The sequence below is a fragment of the Paracoccus benzoatiresistens genome (genome assembly GCF_026913015.1).
Classification (GTDB): Bacteria; Pseudomonadota; Alphaproteobacteria; order Rhodobacterales; family Rhodobacteraceae; genus Paracoccus; species Paracoccus benzoatiresistens.
The window spans coordinates 36,650-52,557 of the sequence record NZ_JAPTYD010000025.1 but is presented as its reverse complement, the minus strand read 5'-3'; the positions used below and the strand labels follow the sequence as shown (position 1 = coordinate 52,557).

16 protein-coding genes and 1 pseudogene are annotated in these 15,908 nt (G+C 59.9%); 9 read left to right on the top strand and 8 right to left on the bottom strand.

Annotated elements, in window-relative coordinates; genetic code table 11:
• A partial coding sequence (gene istA, locus OU682_RS15170) for an IS21 family transposase (RefSeq protein WP_268943006.1) occupies positions 1-815 on the bottom strand: 815 nt, incomplete at its 3' end.
• Positions 816-1,441: 626 nt separating this feature from the next.
• On the opposite strand from istA, the gene OU682_RS15165 reads away from it, so the two are divergent.
• Positions 1,442-2,014, top strand: a complete 573-nt coding sequence (locus tag OU682_RS15165) for a recombinase family protein (RefSeq protein ID WP_268943005.1) — start codon at positions 1,442-1,444, stop codon at positions 2,012-2,014.
• Positions 2,015-2,472: 458 nt separating this feature from the next.
• Here the strand turns inward: OU682_RS15165 and OU682_RS15160 are convergent, their stop codons facing one another.
• Genes OU682_RS15160 through OU682_RS15150 form a run of 3 tightly spaced genes read right to left on the bottom strand, consistent with a single transcriptional unit; the run spans position 2,473 to position 6,332 of the window.
• Entirely contained in the window at positions 2,473-4,422 is a 1,950-nt protein-coding gene (locus tag OU682_RS15160; protein WP_268943004.1) for a DUF3604 domain-containing protein, read from the bottom strand.
• A 33-nt stretch (positions 4,423-4,455) separates the two neighbouring features.
• A complete protein-coding gene (locus tag OU682_RS15155) occupies positions 4,456-5,445 on the bottom strand; it encodes a HupE/UreJ family protein (protein WP_268943003.1) in 990 nt (329 codons plus the stop codon).
• Complete coding sequence (locus tag OU682_RS15150; protein WP_268943002.1) at positions 5,442-6,332, bottom strand: peptidylprolyl isomerase; 891 nt, start codon at positions 6,330-6,332, stop codon at positions 5,442-5,444. The genes OU682_RS15155 and OU682_RS15150 overlap by 4 nt, the downstream gene beginning before the upstream one ends.
• Positions 6,333-7,021: 689 nt before the next feature.
• Between OU682_RS15150 and OU682_RS15145 the strand changes: the two genes are divergently transcribed.
• The 3 genes and pseudogenes from OU682_RS15145 (at position 7,022) to OU682_RS15135 (ending at position 10,303) form a co-directional block, all read left to right on the top strand.
• Entirely contained in the window at positions 7,022-7,501 is a 480-nt protein-coding gene (locus OU682_RS15145) for a hypothetical protein (protein ID WP_268943001.1), read from the top strand.
• Positions 7,498-8,907 (top strand): annotated as a pseudogene (locus OU682_RS15140) (SUMF1/EgtB/PvdO family nonheme iron enzyme); the annotation flags it as partial. The gene OU682_RS15145 and the pseudogene OU682_RS15140, both read left to right, overlap by 4 nt.
• 205 nt (positions 8,908-9,112) lie before the next feature.
• Positions 9,113-10,303: a glycoside hydrolase family protein gene (locus tag OU682_RS15135; RefSeq protein ID WP_268942999.1), complete on the top strand. Its 1,191-nt coding sequence runs from the start codon at positions 9,113-9,115 to the stop codon at positions 10,301-10,303.
• Positions 10,304-10,433: 130 nt separating this feature from the next.
• Here the strand turns inward: OU682_RS15135 and OU682_RS15130 are convergent, their stop codons facing one another.
• From OU682_RS15130 to OU682_RS15115, 4 genes are all read right to left on the bottom strand, one after another.
• Positions 10,434-11,207 carry a helix-turn-helix domain-containing protein gene (locus OU682_RS15130; RefSeq protein ID WP_268942998.1) on the bottom strand — a complete coding sequence of 258 codons (774 nt, stop codon included), beginning with the start codon at positions 11,205-11,207 and terminating at the stop codon, positions 10,434-10,436.
• Positions 11,208-11,523: 316 nt separating this feature from the next.
• Positions 11,524-12,093, bottom strand: a complete 570-nt coding sequence (locus OU682_RS15125) for a hypothetical protein (RefSeq protein WP_371832258.1) — start codon at positions 12,091-12,093, stop codon at positions 11,524-11,526.
• A gap of 62 nt (positions 12,094-12,155) precedes the next feature.
• Positions 12,156-12,332: a hypothetical protein gene (locus tag OU682_RS15120; protein WP_268942997.1), complete on the bottom strand. Its 177-nt coding sequence runs from the start codon at positions 12,330-12,332 to the stop codon at positions 12,156-12,158.
• Between the two features lie 168 nt (positions 12,333-12,500).
• Positions 12,501-13,121: a helix-turn-helix transcriptional regulator gene (locus OU682_RS15115; protein ID WP_268942996.1), complete on the bottom strand. Its 621-nt coding sequence runs from the start codon at positions 13,119-13,121 to the stop codon at positions 12,501-12,503.
• Between the two features lie 119 nt (positions 13,122-13,240).
• Between OU682_RS15115 and OU682_RS15110 the strand changes: the two genes are divergently transcribed.
• The 5 genes from OU682_RS15110 (at position 13,241) to OU682_RS15090 (ending at position 15,906) form a co-directional block, all read left to right on the top strand.
• On the top strand, positions 13,241-13,489 hold the full coding sequence (locus tag OU682_RS15110; RefSeq protein ID WP_268942995.1) for a hypothetical protein: 249 nt from the start codon (positions 13,241-13,243) through the stop codon (positions 13,487-13,489).
• The gene (locus OU682_RS15105; RefSeq protein WP_268942994.1) at positions 13,461-14,087 is read left to right on the top strand and encodes an acyl-homoserine-lactone synthase; all 627 of its coding nucleotides are present in this window, start codon (positions 13,461-13,463) and stop codon (positions 14,085-14,087) included. Before OU682_RS15110 ends, OU682_RS15105 begins: the two co-directional genes overlap by 29 nt.
• Positions 14,088-14,514: 427 nt before the next feature.
• Complete coding sequence (locus OU682_RS15100; protein ID WP_268942993.1) at positions 14,515-14,886, top strand: hypothetical protein; 372 nt, start codon at positions 14,515-14,517, stop codon at positions 14,884-14,886.
• A gap of 85 nt (positions 14,887-14,971) precedes the next feature.
• A complete protein-coding gene (locus OU682_RS15095; protein ID WP_268943011.1) occupies positions 14,972-15,592 on the top strand; it encodes a lytic transglycosylase domain-containing protein in 621 nt (206 codons plus the stop codon).
• The gene (locus OU682_RS15090) at positions 15,589-15,906 is read left to right on the top strand and encodes a TrbC/VirB2 family protein (protein ID WP_268942992.1); all 318 of its coding nucleotides are present in this window, start codon (positions 15,589-15,591) and stop codon (positions 15,904-15,906) included. The genes OU682_RS15095 and OU682_RS15090 overlap by 4 nt, the downstream gene beginning before the upstream one ends.
• Positions 15,907-15,908: the final 2 nt, after the last annotated feature.

Sequence of the window (15,908 nt, the reverse complement as noted above, 5' to 3'; positions counted from 1 at the left end):
GTGAAGAACTGGCGATTGCGCAGTCGCGCGATGATCCAGCGCTGAGCAAGAAGAACCGCCCCTTCGACCTTGGCTTTGTCGCGCGGTTTGTAGGGCCGCGCCGGAAGGATGGCGGTGCCATAGTGCGCCGCCATCTCGGCGTAGCTGCGGTTGATCTCGGGCTCGTAGAAGCAGGCCCGGATCACGCCGGACTTCAAGTTGTCGGAGACCACCAGCGCCGGCACCGCGCCAAGTGCAGCGAAGGCGCGGGTATGAGCGCCGATCCAATCCGGCAGCGCCTGGCTCCAGGTCGCCTCGGCGTAAGTCATGTTCGAGGCGCCCATGACGGCGATGAAGATCTCCGCCGGACGGACCGCGCCGGTCACCGGGTCGATCACCGTCATCCGGGTGCCCGAGTAGTCGACGAACATCCGCTCGCCTGCGACATGGCGCTGGCGCATCACCGGCGAAAGGCGCCCGACCCAGCGGCGGTAATGCTCGCAAAAGGCCGAGTAGCCATAGCCGTCGGGGTGCTGGCCCCGATACTCGTCCCAAAGCAGCGCCAGCGTGACGCCCGACCGCTTCAGTTCGCGATGAACCATCGCCCAGTCTGCAGCGGCGAGTTGGCGGCCATGCAAGGGGGGCGGAGGCGGGAACACCCGCCGTTCCAGTGCCTCCTCGTCCAGGCCCTCGGGCAACGGCCAGGACAAGCCAGCCACCGCGGCGCGGCGCAGATACTCGATGACCGTTGTCTTGCCGACGCCGGTGGCAAGTGCGATCCGCCGGGTCGACATTCCCTGCGCATGCAGGCGCAGCACGTCCTCGATCTTCCTCATCGGCAGTCTCCTCATCGCGCCCCTTCTTCCGCTGTTGCAACAGCTTCTGGGTAGCGCAGGTGGTCTGCCTCAGACCCGCTCCGTGTGACGGAGCCCGCTCAGATCAGCCTGGTCGGATGCGGCTGGAGCGGGTGGTCGGATGGTCTGGAATGGCCGGTCGGATGTTCATGGAATCCGTGGTCGGATCACCGTGGTGCGCGCAGGGGGATGCAGGCCTCGCCAAAAGTCTAGTTCGACCGTCCGCAGTGGGCCGGATCTGCATCGCCTTCGCACGACCCTCATTTGTTTCCCAAACGTTCCTCTGCCAGGCACGGCTGCCGACAGGTGGCAGGCCCTGCCTAGACTTGTTTTTTGTCCAAGAACTGTGTCAGGAAATCAGGCGTCCAGAATAACCTCTTCGGTTTCTACCTGGACATGCCTGCCTGAGAACTCGCCGCAGAGAGGGTAGGATAGGCGGCAACTGCGATGTCCTGCCGCCTGTGAGCTTTGGATCAGTCTCTATATCACGTTTGAGCACACCTGCAAGTGACAGCCGAATGTGACGGCCCAGAGTGTCACAAATGAGTGGCAAAGATGCCTTTGCGACAGTATCAGGACCTCAATCACCCTAATGTGACAGATTGCCCATGCCCCGGATCGGATATGCCCGCGTCAGCACGTCGAGCCAGGATCTCGACATCCAGAAAGCCAGACTGGAGGCGGCAGGCTGCGAGATCATTCGCGCGGAAACCGTCTCCGGGGCATCCCGCGACGGTCGCAACGAGTTGGCAACGGTTCTGGAATTTCTGCGCGGGGGTGACGAACTGGTCGTGCATCGTCTCGACCGTCTCGGCCGGTCCACACGCGACGTGCTGAACCTGGTGCATGAGCTGGATGCCAAGGGAGCCTCGCTCCGCGTTCTCGAACCCGAAGTGACCACGGCCGGGGACATGGGACGGATGGTCATCACCGTTCTCGGCATGGTGGCCGACATGGAGCTGAAGTTCATCCGGGATCGTCAGCGCGCCGGTATCGAGGCAGCGAAGGGCAAGGGCGTTTACAAGGGGCGGGAAAAGCGGGTGGACGATGCAAGGATCCGAAAGCTGGCCTCGGATGGCGTAGCCAAGGCACGGATCGCGCGAGACCTCGGCGTGTCCCGGATGACGATTTATCGGGCGTTGGAGGCTGGAGGTGCTGAAACGGGCACGGAAAGCCAGTGAGGCCAGCGGTCGCAATGCAGACCTTTCGGTCATTCGTTGCAGGTGCAGCTTCATTGCCTTTGCTATAGTGGAAATCGCCCCAAAGGGCGGAAAGTGGCCTGACGGTAACGCAGCATGATTTCCGCAGCATCTGGCAAAAGTGGACGATCGATCACGGAGGATCGTGGTGAACGCGCAGGCTGAAACCTGAACCCACCAACTACCGGACGTACCTAGCCAGGGACTTTTGTGAAGAGGATGTCGAGTGGAGTGAAGCCTTTGGCACCGCGGCACGAACCTAGAAGTCGGCGACCTAGGAGTCGAAGTGTCGGGACATAAGGCGCTGGCCAACTGGGCCAACAAAGTGCGACCTTGTCCTGTCATGCCACCAGCGTTTGTCGCCTTTCCGACTCTGCCAGACCTTACGCTCCGCTGTGCGCGGAGCGCGGACATGGCTTGTCACTTGCGTTCCGTCACTGTCACCCAGCCGGCGTGTACCAGATCGGCGATGTGTAGGCCCGCTCGGTGATGGTCATGCGGACGTCTTCAGCCGGGGTCAGGCCGAAGTACTTGGCGTCAAAGGCGGTCCAGCGCGGTGTCGGGATTTCGAGGACACGGGCATAGTAGAACGCCTTCAGCGCAGGGTCGAACTCGGGGTCGGTCCAGACGGTGATCAGTTCGGGATCGCCGATTGTGTTGGTAAAGCTTGCATCAGTCACGTTCACCGTGGTCCCCACCGAAGGAAGCTTGCCCTCAGCGCCAGGCTGGCGGGTGTCGGCGTCACCCCAGACAACATCGTAGATCTTCTCCTGCGCGTTGCCATCGGCGTCAATCCAGCCCTTGACGATCTGAACGCGGTCCAGATTGGCACCGATTGGGTCTTTCAGCGCGGCGACGAGGAAGCTTGGGGCCTTGCCCTCAGGCGCGTTCACCAGATCGCCGCCCATCGGCACGCCCTTGGTGTAGCCCACCTGCGCCGGGCGCCGGGTGTTGGCATCTTCCTCGACAAAGTCCCAACCGCCAAAGAACCGCACCGTGATGCGGGTGCCCGTGGTTGCGTAGGTTTCCTTGCGCTCCATTGCGTCAAAGATAGACGCACGAGTGTTTTCGGTCGCCCAGACAACGGCCAAACCGGAGGCGCCAACCTCCCATTCCTTGATGGTGGCAATGGAGGTTTTCACGAATGGTGTCTCCATCCGCTCGGCGTTCGGTTCCATCGACACAGTCTTGCCAAAGAAGTTGTCTTCTTCAAAGGACGAGAAGCCAAGATGGGAATCCGTCGATCCGACCATCCCGAACTTGTAGGGGTTGGTGCCAAACTGGGCTTCAAGCTTCATGCCGTTCAGCAGCGCAGTCCGGGCATACTCGAACTGGAGCATATCAGGTGTCTTTGCCGTCGTTGCGACGAGGTTGGCCTTGTCCCAGATCTCGAAGTCGGCGAATTCGTCGTTCGGCGACAGGTTCGGATGCGCCTCGCCCGTCCCCTTGGTCTGGGTCACCTCATAGATCTTTTCCCATTTCGCACGCTGGGTGACGTATTCGGCATCGATCGGCTTGCCGAACTGCTCGATGGTCGGGAACATCAGACCGTTGGAGAGGTTGCCGTTGTGCGCGATGGCCAGAACGTCGCCTCCGGTCTTGTCTTCGTAAGCGCCCATCCATTTCCACAGATCGACCGGGTCCTGGCTGCCAAAGGGCGCCAGCGTCACCATCGGGTCCATTTGCACCGCGAGATCGCCACCATCACGGTAGACTACGTTGCGATGCAGGTTGTCGCCGGTGCCGACCTGCGAGGTCCACTCGTAGCCGATGATCGCGCTGAACCGACCGGGCTCATTCGCTTCCTCGGCGGCAGCAATGATATCCTTCCAGGTGTCGCGATAAAGCTTGGTGCCGGGTTGCGACAGGATTTCCGGCGGGAAGGTCCCGTTCGAGAAGGCGGTAATGATCTGGACCGCCGCTTTGGCACCTTCACCGGCCTTGAACAGATCGTACCAGCCCTTGGCCGTCGGGTTGGCAAGGATGTCGGGGTTTCCGGCCGCAAATTCAGCGAAGAAGCCCATGTTGTCGGAATGGTCTGTGACCACGGTGAAATCCAGCGGTCGGGATATGCGGACCGGTTGGCCAGTGTTCGAGACGATTTCCTGCCCCTTGGCATAGCGATAGGCGTCGCGCGGGCCCAGGATGGCCCCGAAGGTGCCGGCATCAAACGACAGGGTGGTATGCAGGTGCGTTTCGCCGAACAGGGGCCGATCAGGGAAGTTGCGCCCGGCGTTCGGGGAATACGGGGGCTTCTTGTTCTGGACGTCCAGCCCGGCCGGATCATGACTGTGCGTATCAACGATATCCCCCTGCGCAAAAGCAGGCAGAGTCGCCGGGCCGAGGGTAAGTGTGGCAAGCACGAAAGTGCGGAGTGTCCTCGACGTCATGATCGTCTCCTTTCGGGGCTTTGCTAAGTGTAATCACGCGGCAAAGATTCGTTCCAGTGTCCAGAACGCGGCAACGGTGCCGATGGCATAGGCCGGCACTTGCCCCAGCCAGTTTGGCAAGGTGTTGGAACAGATGCGCTTGCCCAAGGCCATCACCACAAGGACGGCGGCGACAAAGGCCAGTTGCCCCGCCTCGACGCCCAGGTTGAAGGCCAGAAGGGCCAGGGGAATGTCCCCGGGCGGCAGGCCAATCTCGCGCAGCGCACCGGCGAACCCCAGCCCGTGCAAGAGTCCGAACATGAAAGCAACAAGCCACGGTGCGCGTGAGGTCAGCCCCGGCTGCCCTTGCCGCAACAGGAGAAGCTCGCGGGCCAGCAACACGATGCTGAGCGCGATGGAGGCCTCGACCGGGGCTTGCGACACCCGCACGAGACCAAGGGTCGAAAGCGCAAGGGTGATGCTGTGGGCGACCGTAAAGGCAGTGATGGTCTTCACCAGCCTCCAACCGCCGCCGACGATCAGCGTCAGGCCAAGGACAAAGACAAGATGGTCGATCCCGGCAAGGATGTGGTCGAAGCCCAGAAGCAGGTATTGCGTTCCCACGGCAAAGGCGCTGCGCGGGCCTTCGACGGTCATGAAGGGCGAGGCCGGGCGCAGAAGCTGGGTCTGGTTGGTGCCATCGGCAAACTCGATCCGCACCAGGACTTCGGCGCTGGTTTCGGGCAGCCGGCCGATCGTGATCGTGCCGCCGACCAACCCCATCTCACCGCAGTCCAGCAGCATCCGGGTGATCGACGCGCCCGGCACCTGGCTTTCGTTCGTGACTCTTGGCGCGCACACCTTCGGCCAGCCTACGGTAAAGCCGATGACATATTCCCCGCGCATCGGTCGCTTCCAGACAACTTCATACTGGCCGGCCGCAAACTCGCGGACATCAAGGAAGGCCGGGCGAGATTCATGGGCCGCGGAGGGGCGCGCAAGGCTGAAGATCGCGAAGATCGCGAGAAGCAGCCAACGCATCATGAACCGTCACCGACATCCTGGCCTGCCGACGCAGGGGGCTCGATTACCACCTCGTAGCGGTCCAGCAGCTTGAGAAAGATCGCCTCATTGGCCGCTACGCGCTGTTTATAGACCCAGTCGTCCTTCACGCGCTGCCGCACCGTTTCAAACGCGATGGGTCCACCGGAAATCCTTTCGGAAACCCAGACCAGATGCAGCCCATAGCCCGAGGGGATGGGGTCGGACCAGCGCCCCGCCTCCTGTCGCAGAAGCGAGGCTGCAAAGTCCGGGCCGAACATGGCCTCGACCTCGACAGCACTGATCTTCTCGAAACCCGGCGACAAGGACGTCGCATCCCCAAGCAGGTCCGCAGCCTCTGGCCCAGTTGCCGATTGCAGATCCGCCAGCGCCTGTGCCGCGTCAGCCTCGGCGGCCGCACCACGTCGATCCGTGCTGAACAGGATGTGGCTGAAGGACACTTGGGCTGACTGTGCGTAACGGTCGGGTTGAGCATCATAATAGGCCCGCAGCGTCGTCTCGTCCGGGTCCCTGTCATAGGCCAGATCCTGGGTGACGAACTCGTACTTCTGCCGTAGGTGGCGTCGGATCACCACGTCGTCCCGGTCAAGCCCCAGCGCCATCGCTTCGCGATACAGTACCTGTTCCCGGACCGCTTCGCGCACCATCCCGGCGAGTTCGTCCTCGTTCGGAGGCCGCTGCCAGCGCTGCGTCCAGGCAACCGCCAGACGATCAACCTCGGCTGCCGAAATCATGATCCGGTTGTCATCGGGGACTGCTTCTGGTGCGTCTGGTCCGGAAAGCAGGACGAAAAGCAAGGCGGCGAGGAGGGTGAAATGAACAAGCGGTTCCCGCACTAAGTGTCCAAGGAGTGTGGTCTTGAGTGCCATCTCTTTCCCTGCCGCGCTATTTGGACTTGTTCTGCTGCCGCCCTGATCGATTGTTTAGCGTGGCACACCGCGTACTGCCAGATCGACGCATTAGTGCTGCATACCGCCACTCGCTTGACCAGTCCAAGAGACAGAGTTTGATTGGACCTCCTGGTTACGACCTTCCGTGGTACGACCACCTGAACTCCGCGGATGGGTGCATTCGGAGGACTGACTGCAATGAGGGGCACTGGAATAATTGCAGCGAGTGGCAGGGATGTCCGCCTCGAAGACATCGCTCTGCTCATTTCGCTGCGGCAAGGATGAATGGCCGCTTCGGTGACCCGCGCGCAACAGGCCGACCGGCAGCAAAGGGGCGATTGCACACACTGCACTTGCATTCGCTGCAGTCAGCACGAGTGTCTTTGGTGGGCTCTTCGTGTCGATACTACCTCGGGCATCATGAGCCAGTCTGTAACACTAGCCGTCCCCTGACTGACAAACAAATCGGACCGGTCAACTGAGACTCAGGCCACGCTGATTTCCGGAAGCAGGGCTAGGTTCGTGGCACGGAAGTCAGGCAGCAGGGTGTGTATCGCTGGACCATCCCCTTCCAGACAATCAGATAGCTAGTGCAGCCTGTGCTAACGATTGACAGGCAAGTGGCAGAGGTTCACCCTCATGATGTGAGAGGCTTCTTTAAGATTGCCATGGACAGCATTTTCATCCTCCCCGACCCAGAGGTCGAGAAGCTGCTCGCCGACAACGGGATCGATTTGGTCCGGGAGTTGCAGAAGAAGCGCCTCAAGGTGGAAGGTACTTTCATTGAGGTAGAAGGCACTTTTAGGGCGGACCCCACCAAGAGCGGGGAGAAGGACCTCGTTCTTGTCATCCTCGCATCCGCAGCCGCATTCGTGGCGGTCAGCCAAGGCATTGTTCAAATTATCAATGCTTTGGCCGCGAGCAAGGGGGCAGAAACAATTGAAGTCACGACAAGCCTCCAGCTGGACGCAGACGGCAAGCCAATTAAGGGCGATGACGGACAACCCCTTTACAACACTTGGAGCCGAAGGGAGGCGGCGGCACCGGTTCCCCGCGACCACACGTCGGGCGTCGAGTGGGAGTTAATGGGGCTCAAGGTCAAGCTGTCCTCCGGCAGCAAGGCGCCGGCCTCGAACACGCCGCCATGACCCACCGGGCCTTCGTCTATGGGTGCAATGGCTTACCCGGTCGAGGCAAGCTCAAGTACGCCCGAGACGACGCCGCTCGCCTAACCGAGATCCTGCGATCGCCACGGTGCAACTACGAGGTCATATCGCCCAAGCCTGCCCAGGCTAAGCATGTAAAGCTCTATGAGCTTGAGAAAGCGACTCTTGCTTGTGCGCCGGACGATACCTTCCTCTTTTATTTCTCCGGGCACGGGGTTCTAGAACAGGGAAAGCTGCAACTCGTTTGGCAAGAAAAAGTCAAAGACGAGCGCGAGGCTTCGGTCGGGGTAAGTCAGGTTCTGTACTACGTTGATCGGTGCAAGGCTGCGAGCAAGCTTGTTGTTCTTGACTGCTGTCATGCCGGGGCGGGCGCACATGGCGCTAGGGGTGAGGGCATGCCTGTTGAGGAGGCGACCAAACCCTGTCCCGACAATTACCTCATGCTGATGGCCGGCGACCGCCTGGAGCGAATCAACGAGTTCCCCGAACTTGGGGGATCGTTCCTAGGAGACGCACTGCGGCGCGCTCTGAAGGACGACTTCGACCAAGCTGACCAAGATAAGGACAAGCGGCTGTCGTTTGAGGACCTAACGCATTGGATCAAGCTGAGTTGGGAAGGGCTGGGTCGCTACCTAAAAGAGGGGAAGCAGAGGCTGGTTCCCCTTCCTCACAGCTTCGGCCAGACTAAGGGCGGCCGCCTCTTCCTCACCCCCGAGGTCCCGCGGTGGACTCCGCACGGCATTCCTTGGCGGGACGGGTCAACTATGATGCTCCTGCCACTGAGGCCGCGAAACGGATTGGCGCTTTGTATCGGCCAGCATCCAGTCACCAACGCTCAGTACAAGCGCTTCGTAACAGAGACGGACCATCCCGAGCCCGCAGGCAAATACTTTCCGGGCGTAGGTAATCGTTTCAATTTCCACGATTGGCGCGAGTTCTACCCGTGGCGAACAGTGGGGTTCAACGACCCCGAGCAGCCAGTCACCTGCGTGAGCCTCGTAGACGTTCTTGCCTACAGGAACTGGCTGAACGCCAAGCTCGGCGGACCACCTATGGCGCTCGTGCCCTCGCCACGGCTGTGGCAGGTTGCGGTGCTCGGCCGAGAGTTCGGGCGCGGGAATTTGGCAGAGGAGCCGCCGCTCGCTTTGCTCCTACCTGGCGTCGCCATCCACCACCGCAGCGCGGCACCGGCCCCTGTCGACAGGAACGGCCAGCGGGCCAACTTGGCAGGCGTGAGCGATCTAATTGGCAACGTCTGGGAGTGGGCCTCCTCCATCGACCCTAGGGTCAAGCTCGGCAGGCCTGCTTCCGGCTACAGGCTCATCGCACAGGGTCAACAAGTAGACGAACTGCTTGGCGGCGGTTTTCAGGACGACCTTGAGACGGCCGATCTCAAAGCCAAGACCGAAATGAGCATCAGCGTGGACGCGATCGGCGCCGACCGAACACTCGCCCACTTCGACCTAGGCTTTCGACTCGCGAGCCTGGTTAACGTGGCGACCCTGCCTGCAGAGGTGCGCCTTGTCCTATCGTTGCAGCGAACAGGCTCTGAGGCACTATGGGAAGACACTTTGGACATGCCGAGGACCGGGAATGCCTGAGCCCCTTTTCAAGAGCTTCCTCATGGCTGGCTTCGAGTGCGCGAGCCACAAGCCACCGCATGGGCGCCGACTGGACCTTACGGCCGCAACGGCGCACGACCGCTTCGTTCTGGCCGACTACGTCCGTTCGCGCGAGGCGGGCATGACCACCGTGCGCGACGGTATCCGCTGGCACCTCATCGAGCGGTCCCCCTATCAGTACGACTTCGGCAGCGTTTTGCCCATGGTCCAGGCGGCGCGAGCCGCCGGCGTGCAGGTGATCTGGGACCTGTGCCACTTTGGGTGGCCGGACGACCTAGACGTCTTCGCACCAGCCTTTATTGATCGATTTGCAGGGCTGTCCGGAGCCTTCGCGCGGCTGCTGAGAGAGGAGGGCAGAGATCCAATCTACGTCGTCCCTATCAACGAGCCTTCTTACCTGTCCTGGGCGGCTGGAGAGGTTGGGCATATCTTCCCTTATGCTGTAGGGCGCGGCAACGAACTCAAGGCACAACTCCTGCGCGCCTTTGTAGCTGGCGCCGCGGCGGTGCGCCAGGTCGACCCGAAAGCCCGCATCGTGGTAACGGACCCATTAATTCAAGTCCTAGCTCATCCGGATCGCCCTGACAGGTCTGAGGCGGCCAGACTGCTCCATGACGGGCAGTACGACTTCCGCGACCAACTCGCCGAAGCTGGCGGCGGGGAGCGCCCCATCCTTGACGTCATTGGGGCCTGCTACTACCAGTTCAACCAGTGGTACGACTGTGGGGCCGCGGGCTCGAGTATCGCCCTCGCTCCCGAGGATGCGAGCCGACGGCCCCTGGCGCTTCTGCTCGAGGATGTACACGTCCGCTATGGCCGCCCACTCTTTGTGGCCGAGACGAGTGCGGAGCGTCAAGACAGAGCCAAAATGGCCCGCCACGTCCTCGATGAGGTCATCTCGGCGCGGCGGGCAGGCATTCCTGTAAACGGGGTCTGCTGGTATCCGGCTATAGACCATGTCGGATGGGACGATGATCGCCCCTGCTTTCATGGAATTTGGAGCCAAGCCGACTCGACTGGCCGAAGACATACCTGCCGCCCACTTTGGGACGTGTGGCAAGAGTATGGGCCAACTACTACTGATGTGGAACCTCAACACGTCAGCACGAAGTTGGAGAGCAAATCAAGAACACTGCGAGTTACCTCGGATCTCTCGCTCTAATTGTCTGGTTGCGCTATCCTCTTGTTGATAGTTCACATGCGAAACGATCTTGAGGCGCCGTCCGGTTGCCATAGGCTATTTTCATAGCCATGCATCGTTGCCGCATGAGCTGAGTGTGAGGACCGAAGTGCTATTGCCGCACGGTGTCCAGCGTGCCTTTATACATAAGAATAGAGGTAGATGGGGATTCAGTCCGCTTGGCAGACTCGCGTAAATCTATTGCTTTGCCCATCTGCGCCAGAGCCTGACCAAGCGGTGAGTCACCGCACTGGAAACTGGCGAACGCGCGAAGATCCAGCGTTGCTACATGCTCGGCTTCCATAGCTGCCCTGCCTTCGCGGGCAACTTCGTCATCATCCGGCAATGCAGGACGACCTGACCAGCGACCGAGAAGCGCCAAGGCACGCTTGGGCGCGGAGAGACGATAAGCGTTACTGACCTGCCGGACCTGCGGTCCACGACCTTCATAAGGGGTCGGTTCGAACCGGCGCAGCCAGTCAAGGAAGCCATGATCGCGCAAAGCCTTCAGCGCACGAACAATGGCATCCCGGGACCGTTTCAGTTTGGCGGTGATCCACTCAAGAGAAGGATCCAAGCGGCCGGTCTTGAAGCTGACCAGATTGCCGAAGAGGGCCAAGACCTCCAATGCGATGCTGCCCAAAGGTCCGTTTCGCCTGCCGGGTTTGCGACCATGCAGCTCGTATCGCTGCGCGGCTTTGATGATCTTCTGAACCTCTTGGCGCGATGTGCTGCGCCAGAAAGTCGCCTCGCAGGTTCCTGCCCGATGCGAGTTGTTGCGTACGGGTGTGCGGTTCCTTGACCGCATGCCTGTCCGTGCTTGGGCAATAACGCTGCCCAAGCGTTGGAAAAAATCGCCGCTTGCCGCGGCTATATCGGTCGTCATGTGCTGCTCCTCGATTACAAGAAGCGCGGTGTCCGCGGGCAAGCGTAATCCGTTCGCACAGATGCGCTTTTTGCTCTTGATTTTCGGGAGTGGGAAGCTAACTATAGCAGGTGAAATGATCCGCTAATTCAGGTCGCCAAACCTGTGTTATCAACCCAAGCCCCCTCGTGCGGACCCCCGCGCGGGGGGTTTCCTTTTGGGCTGGTGGTCTATCTGATTCTGCTCGTCCCTCCCCTTTGGGGCATTTTGCCGAACAGCCTACGCCAGCAGGGGCTTAGCGGCAATTCTTTGTGTATGGATCGTGACATCAGGGGCATCAGTAGGACACCCATTCTGTGGAATAGGCTCCCGTGTAGTCCTGCATGCGCAGCACGATGCTTCTGAAGCCGGGCCCATAGTGATTCATCAGTGTGCTGCCGGTCTGTCGCCTGACTTCCTCATCAAGCCAATCGGGCACATCATCTTCGCTGGTCCGAAACTGAACGAAGTCACCAGATGGGGCATATCCATAACGACCCACGTTGACGTAGAGGTCTCGTCCTCCGCTGCCGCTCGTCACGTGCTTTGAAAGCGACCAGAGTTCGATTGCATCTCGATACTTTGCGACTTCCGGAGCCAGACTGTCAGATCCCCCGCCACTTGGAAGACTCACACCGCCGCCACCCATCGGGCAACGCCAAAGCTGCAAGGGCGGCTCGATGGGCCAAGGGGTGATGCGGCGGAGCAATTCGGCCTTTGCCGCGCTGCACTCGACTGATGCGGGAAAGCCGCCGGCCAAACAGAGCAGGATGGCACAGTCGATCGGATAAGCAGCAGCGGGTGCCGCTGGCACAACTGCTGCCATTGTAGAAACGCTGGCTGCGAGCGCGATTCTTGTGAGGCTCATCTTCATACGATTCTACAGCCAATCGAAATTCTATAGAAGCATACGGAAGCGGCGACGCCTGATCAACCGTCTATATCGACTGCACTTTTGTACGGTGCCGCGATGCGCTTCGAGCGGGTAGGATCGAAAGACCATCCTTCCGGCGGAAACACGACGCTCATCGTTCCGGTATTCCATTCATAGACACAACCTTCCCGCCCATCGATGCTGACGTCCTGTCGCGCGGTTGCGGCTCTCATAATGGCATCCTTGTGGAGCAGGCTGTTCAGGGCAGTGGGTGCAGGCATGATCGAACCGTCTGGACATTCCGGTTCCCTCTGCCCGCAATTGCTTGAAGAATAAAGGCAAAGGCCAAAAACTGGCTGTTCAGACAGACTGATTAGCCAACTTTAGGATTTTTCTTGACATCAGATCAAGTTCTGCCGAACGGCGACCGCGATCGTATTCTTCGTGCCGCTCGCCTTGAGCTTCTTCTGGGCGCCTTGAAGGCGGTACTTCAAGGTTGAGACAGGGATCTCGAGGGCTGCTGCAGCCTCAGCCTGGGTATGACCGTCCTTCAGCATCCTCAAGACCTGCAACTCGCCCTCATTGAGCGACACCTGGGCGCGCTCGAAGGATTTAGCCCAAAGCTGGATCCGACCGTGAACGTAGTCCAGTTCCGCATCGTTCAGTTCACGGTCGCTTCGCGACAGAGACATGAAGGAGCGTTTGCGTTCCAGCTTCGTGACGGCTGTTGCTCCGTACACGAGGCCAAAGCTGGCAGCTTCCGGCATAATACTCCGCATGTCTGGAAACTTGATCTCCGACCAACGGATCACTCCTGTCCGGGCGATTGTCCAAGCCGCGACCGGATCCCCGAAGAAGTAGTTCTCTTCTTCATAATGGGCTGTCCAGTCTACTGGGTAGCCGTTGTAGAAAAAGTCCGGCTGTCCGAAGCGCAGGCCGAAGCCGATGACGAAGCCAGATGTTCCAATCTCCGCGAGACGGGCAAGTTCCTCTTCGTGATTCGGGATCACAAGTTCAATCATAGTAGTCTCAGTCAAGCAAAATCAGCATCTTGTCTGATTTGTCTGTCCTTTTGGTCAAAGACTGTCAAGGCTGCAACCTGCGGTTTATAGGAGGCCCGTTTAAAGGAAGCAGACTATTGATGAAGAACCTCTCCCCGCGCGTTGCTCCAAGCAAAGTCCAAGTCCTGGCAGAAGCCGAGTTCACCCAAGACATGGCAGAAAATCTGCTCAGCATGTGCTCCGCCATTTCTGAGGGGCAGCCTGTCACCCTTCAGATCTGCAACAAGGGTGTCTGGGGAAAGACCTCAGCGGGGATGCGTCTCTTCATCGGTTCGACGACGATTATGCATGGTGATAGCGATGATGATGATCCAGGACGAGCGCACTGACGCGGTTTACAGCTCTACGGCCCCTGTGACCGTGCATGTCATTCGATATCCTCAGGACATGAAGCGCTGGCATCTGGTGGCGGCTTACCTGAAGCTGCGCAAGGAAGTGTTTGTTGACCGTCTCGATTGGCCGCTTTTCCACGCCGACGAGCTGGAGTTCGAGCAATACGACTCCTTTTACACGACCTATATCGTTGCTTGCCAAGGTGATGAGGTCGTAGGGGGCGCCAGGCTCCGCCGAACTGATCAACGTAGCACGGGCGGATGCCTGCGCTATTCGTACATGATCCGGGATGCGTATCTGGGACTTCTGCCTGGCCTTCCGAACGACCTTTGCTTTGAGATGCCTCCCGAAAGCGATCGGGTCTGGGAACTCACCCGTATGGTCGTCAACGGTCCGAAGGCGATCACACGCAAGATCCTGGAAACCGCAAACGACTTCCTGCGCGAGCACCATGCATCATCCATCTTGTTTCTAGGGTCGCCTGCGTTTCTGCGCATGGCACGATCCTGGAACTGGCCGGCCTCTTGTCTGGGTCCGGTGACGGGAAACGCCGATGGCCGCTTTCAGGTCATTGAATGTCCGGTGCGCGGATAAGGCTCAAGACGATGGTGTCAGCGGTTCATCCATCTCTCGATGCAGAGGGTGCGGTACCCCAAAACTTCCTGGAGGGTAATGCTCTGGGATTTCGGCCCCTTTTCGTACAACGACAGCATGATGAAGGTTGAGCTCCACGCAGGCGCTCCATGCGTGCGGAGCGCGAAAACTCAAGGGCTTCATGCCAGCGGTGTGGCAGCCCTCTACCGGCGATAGGACGCTTCCATCGTCACCAGGCCTTGGAGCCTACGGCTGTTCTGCCGTTAGGGCTTCAGATCTGCTTGCTTGAAAATGCCCCTCGCTCAAGCCAAAGACAGATTACAACAAGAGCCTGCTAAACGAATTTATAGCTTGCAGGAAAAACTATAGTTTTGTAGACCTGGCATCACAGACATGCCGGGCCTGCTTTCATGGAGACGGCCTGGCTGTGAGCATCACGCAAACACGTCCAAAGCATGTGGTTACAAGCGCAGGCCTACAAGAATTGCTGGAATCCGGCTGGCAGCTGCATGTCGTCTGCCAGAAGAAACCGGAACTCAAAGGATACCAGTGGCACGGAAGCTGGTATCTGGTGGCGGTTGACCCCAGCACGAACGACTGGGCGCCGCTCATTACCGCGCGAGAAAAAGCCAAGCTCAGCCGACGCGCTGAGGGTTCTCGTCCGATGGATGATGTCAGCTATCGCGAGATCAAGACGATCAGCGGGCTTGTCAGCATGGTCACAAGCTTCGGCTTCACGTATGTGGCCTTCCCAACAGAACCGGGCACGAGCCTGGTTCTGGAACCACAACTGCTCTGACAATGAGGCGCTCCGGCGCCTGATCCTGTCGGCTGCTGTTGTCGCAGCAGCAGCCCTTTCTCCCGAGCGCTCGACTGCACAAGGGCTGGTTCTTGTGCCCGGCTCGGACGGGACTTTCCAGTTTCAGCAGCAGGCCTCCGGGTTTGCCAGGCACTTCGGCAGCAACGGCCAGCCTGTTCTGCCGGAGCTCGAGCCTACCCCTGCCCTTCCTGACAACGCGTTGACGCTTCTGGGTCGGCATACGTCAACCCTGACAGCGCCTCGCGGCCCTGTCGCCCGTCCGGAAGTCCTGGACGCGATAGAGCGCACCGCCATGCGGTACGGTGGTCATCTGGCCCTTCGCAGGTCGGGCATGTCTCTTACCGAGTGGCATCACTTCTTTCGCGCCAACATCGAGATCGAGAGTGGCTATCGACCGGACGCCCGGAGCCATGTCGGCGCCATCGGTTTGGGCCAACTCATGCCGGCCACGGCCGCAACGCTCGGCGTGAATCCCTACGATATGTACCAGAACCTCGATGGTTCTGCCCGCTACCTGCTTTTTCTTCTCGACCGCTTCGGGACGAAAGAGCTGGCTCTGGCTGGCTACAACGCCGGTCCAGAGGCTGTTTCGCGCCACGGCGGTATCCCTCCCTACCTTGAGACCATCGGTCACGTCCGCAAGGTCATGGCCGTTTTTTCCCGACTGAACGGAGACTCCCTATGAATGATACTTTGCCAATTTCAGCGCTTAACTTGGCGCTGTGTGCTCTGCTGGCGCTCAGTCTCTTTATGCTGACCACCTCGCCCGCTCTGGCGGCAGGCACGATCAACCTGAGCCCGATCACCAATATTCTGACCGGCATCGCCAACACCCTGACCGGGCCGCTCGGGAAGGCCATGGCAACGCTTGCCGTGATCGGCATTGGTGCTGCCTGGCTCATGGGCTATGTGGATTTCCGCACGGTCGTCTATGTCGTGGCGGGTATCGCCATCGTCGCCGGCGCGGCAACCATCGTGAACGCCATGTGGGGCGCCTGATC

Excerpts from the sequence above, each read along its gene's own strand:
- OU682_RS15120 (WP_268942997.1), bottom strand. The coding sequence starts at position 12,332 with ATGAGAGCCGCAACCGCGCGACAGGACGTCAGCATCGATGGGCGGGAA.
- OU682_RS15145 (WP_268943001.1), top strand. The coding sequence starts at position 7,022 with ATGGACAGCATTTTCATCCTCCCCGACCCAGAGGTCGAGAAGCTGCTC.
- OU682_RS15130 (WP_268942998.1), bottom strand. The coding sequence starts at position 11,207 with ATGACGACCGATATAGCCGCGGCAAGCGGCGATTTTTTCCAACGCTTG.
- OU682_RS15155 (WP_268943003.1), bottom strand. The coding sequence starts at position 5,445 with ATGATGCGTTGGCTGCTTCTCGCGATCTTCGCGATCTTCAGCCTTGCG.
- OU682_RS15110 (WP_268942995.1), top strand. The coding sequence starts at position 13,241 with ATGAAGAACCTCTCCCCGCGCGTTGCTCCAAGCAAAGTCCAAGTCCTG.
- OU682_RS15135 (WP_268942999.1), top strand. The coding sequence starts at position 9,113 with ATGCCTGAGCCCCTTTTCAAGAGCTTCCTCATGGCTGGCTTCGAGTGC.
- OU682_RS15125 (WP_371832258.1), bottom strand. The coding sequence starts at position 12,093 with ATGAGCCTCACAAGAATCGCGCTCGCAGCCAGCGTTTCTACAATGGCA.
- OU682_RS15115 (WP_268942996.1), bottom strand. The coding sequence starts at position 13,121 with ATGATTGAACTTGTGATCCCGAATCACGAAGAGGAACTTGCCCGTCTC.
- OU682_RS15090 (WP_268942992.1), top strand. The coding sequence starts at position 15,589 with ATGAATGATACTTTGCCAATTTCAGCGCTTAACTTGGCGCTGTGTGCT.
- OU682_RS15150 (WP_268943002.1), bottom strand. The coding sequence starts at position 6,332 with ATGGCACTCAAGACCACACTCCTTGGACACTTAGTGCGGGAACCGCTT.
- OU682_RS15105 (WP_268942994.1), top strand. The coding sequence starts at position 13,461 with ATGATGATGATCCAGGACGAGCGCACTGACGCGGTTTACAGCTCTACG.
- OU682_RS15165 (WP_268943005.1), top strand. The coding sequence starts at position 1,442 with ATGCCCCGGATCGGATATGCCCGCGTCAGCACGTCGAGCCAGGATCTC.
- OU682_RS15160 (WP_268943004.1), bottom strand. The coding sequence starts at position 4,422 with ATGACGTCGAGGACACTCCGCACTTTCGTGCTTGCCACACTTACCCTC.